The organism is Microbacterium sp. UBA837 (assembly GCF_002296025.1).
GTDB lineage: Bacteria > Actinomycetota > Actinomycetes > Actinomycetales > Microbacteriaceae > Microbacterium.
Window position 1 is genome coordinate 1 of sequence record NZ_DBHD01000128.1, and the last position, 2,748, is coordinate 2,748.

Here is a 2,748-nt window from a genome sequence, read left to right on the forward strand (position 1 = left end):
GTGGGCAGCGATGACGGCTTTCGGAGCCCCAACGGCCACCCTTCCTGTCGTCGCCCCTTCCACCACGATCCCCCTGCGTTTCGCGCCACACTTGTGGGCCGGCGTAGTCTTCTTCACCGCCTTCACGGCACCCGGATGGGCGGCGGCGTTCGGCGCACCCGCCGCCGCTGCCGTCGGCGTCATCGCGTGCGCGGGAGTCGCGGTCATCGCCGTGCGCGTCATCCGTGCCCCGCAGTGGCGCGCTCTCCCGTGGACCGCGCTCGCCTTCACGGGATGGGCAGCCGCCAGCATCGCCTGGTCCCGCTGGCCGGAGACCACCGCTCTGACCTGGACCCTGCTGGCAGCGACAACGCTGGTCGCCATCGCCCTCGCTGCGATGCTGACCTGGCGCCAGCTCGTCTCGGCACTCGCCTGGGCGTTGGCCGCCGTTATGGCGCTATCGGTGCTCTTCGAGGCGTGGGCCGCGCTGATCGTCGGCGGTCCGGTCGGGATCGAGTTCGCCGCCGTGGATGCGCAGACCGAGCGCAGCGACATCTGGACGAACGCCCAGCTGTTCACCGGCGGCCGCCTCGACGGAATCGTCGGCAACGCCAATCTGCTCGCCATGCTGGCGCTGCTCGCGGTCGTCGTGCTCAGCATCCGCCTGGCCATCGAGCCGCGCCGTCGCGGGGTGTTTGGGGTCACGCTCGCCGCATCGGTGTACCTCCTCGTTCGCACCGAATCGGCGACGGCGTTCATCGCGACCATCGCCCTCGCCATCGCGCTTGTCATCCTGCTGGCGGCACGTACGGCGCGCACGACGTCGGGTCGCATGCGGGTCTATCTCGCGGCGGCAGCGCTCGGCGCGGTCGCGGCGGGCCTCGCGTGGGCGATGCGGCGCGGCATCCTGTCGTTCCTTGGCCGCGACGCAGACCTCACCGACCGCACAGAGATCTGGGATCTCGTGTTCGCCCGCGGCGCCGCCCAGCCGGTCGTCGGCAACGGTTTCGCGACACCATGGATCCCCTGGGACCCGGCGTTCTCCGACTGGATCGTCATGCCCCGAGGGCTGCACATCATCCAGGCGCACAGCGTGTGGGTCGACGTGTGGTTCCAGTTAGGCGTTGTCGGGGTGGTGCTCCTCGCCTGCTTGTACGTGTTGTTCGTGTGGCGCACGTGGGTCTTCGCGGTGCGGCACCACCGGTGGCAGCGTCGGGACGACCGGGTCACCGCCACCGTGTCGCTCCTCCCCGTCGCCGTCGGCGTCATCGTCGTCATCCAGGGGATCACCGAATCCAGCCCGCTCCTGCTGTGGGGATGGATGCTGACCGTGCTGTTCCTGGCGAAGCTGCAGCCACGCGATCACGCGCGCCGCACGGAAAGCGTCAAGGACGGGAAGGTAGGCTACGGTCTCGGCCTCGATCAGCCACCCTTCGTCTGACCGGAGACTTGCTTGGTGACCCACGTCCTTCAGAACGTCGTGTTCCCCCTCGAACGCGACCCTGACCTATTGCCGCTCTACGCCGACCCCGAAATCTGGTCGGTGATCGACGAGCAGCCCGTGCGCGTATCGAGCCGGGCCCACCTGGGCAACATCCTCGACCGCCGTCGCGCCCGTATCGTCGCCGGGCGGCGCGTGTCACTGGGCACCTACTTCAACGCCTTCCCCGCCTCCTACTGGCAGCACTGGACGGTGGTTCGTGACATCCGGCTGACCGTTCGCACCAGCGGTCCAGCAACCGTGCTGGTGTATCGATCTAACGGCAACGGAGTCCGACAGCGTCTCGATACTCGCGAAGTCACCGGCGACTCGGAAGCGCACTTCGATCTGACGCTTGATCGCTACAGCGACGGCGGCTGGATCTGGTTCGACATCGTGGCCGACGAGAGCGCGGCAGTGTTCGAGGGCGCGGAGTGGACCACCGAGCAGGAGCCCGTTCGCACCGGCAAAGCCAGCCTCGGCATCACGACCTTCAACAAGCCCGACTACTGCGTGCAGACGCTGGCGAGTCTGGCCGACAGCCCCGACGTCCTCGAGCTCGTCGACCGGATCTTCGTCATCGACCAGGGCACCGACCTCGTCGCCGACCGACCGGAGCACCACGAGCTCAGCGAACGGCTCGGGGAGACCCTACAGATCATCCGCCAGCCCAACCTCGGCGGATCGGGTGGGTTCTCCCGGGCAATGCTGGAAACCCTCGACCGGCCCGAGAGCGACTTCGTCCAACTCCTCGACGACGATGTTCTCATCGAGCCCGAATCCCTCCGTCGCTCCATCGTGTTCGGTCGATATGCCACCCGACCCACGATCGTGGGTGCGCACATGTTCGACCTGCTGGATCGCCCGAAGCTGCACGCGTGGGCAGAGGTCGTAGATGAGGTCCCGTTCATGTGGCGCACTCTCTACCAGGAGGAGTTCCCCCACGATTTCAGCGCAAGCAACCTACGCCAGACGAAGATCCTGCACCAGCGATTGGACTCGGACTACAACGGCTGGTGGATGTGCCTGATCCCGATGGAGACGGTCCGTGAGATCGGTCTCGCGCTGCCCGCGTTCATCAAGTGGGATGACGCCGAGTACTGCCTCCGCGCTGGCGAGGCAGGGTTCCCCACGGTTTCAGTACCCGGCATCGCCCTGTGGCATGTGTCGTGGGTCGGTAAAGACGACACCATCGATTGGCAGGCCTATTTCCACGCCCGCAACCGCATCGTCGCAGGACTCCTTCACTCCCGTGCTCCGGAGGGAGGCACGCTCCTTCGGCACAGCCG

The 2,748-nt window shown here is 67.2% G+C and carries 2 protein-coding genes; both read left to right on the forward strand.

All coding sequences use genetic code 11. The annotated features are described in order from the left end of the window. A partial coding sequence (locus B3587_RS09480; protein ID WP_292728123.1) for an O-antigen ligase family protein occupies nt 1-1,420 on the forward strand: 1,420 nt, incomplete at its 5' end. A gap of 15 nt (nt 1,421-1,435) precedes the next feature. Then, on the forward strand, nt 1,436-2,748 hold a 1,313-nt coding region (locus B3587_RS09485; RefSeq protein ID WP_292728125.1), incomplete at its 3' end, for a glycosyltransferase.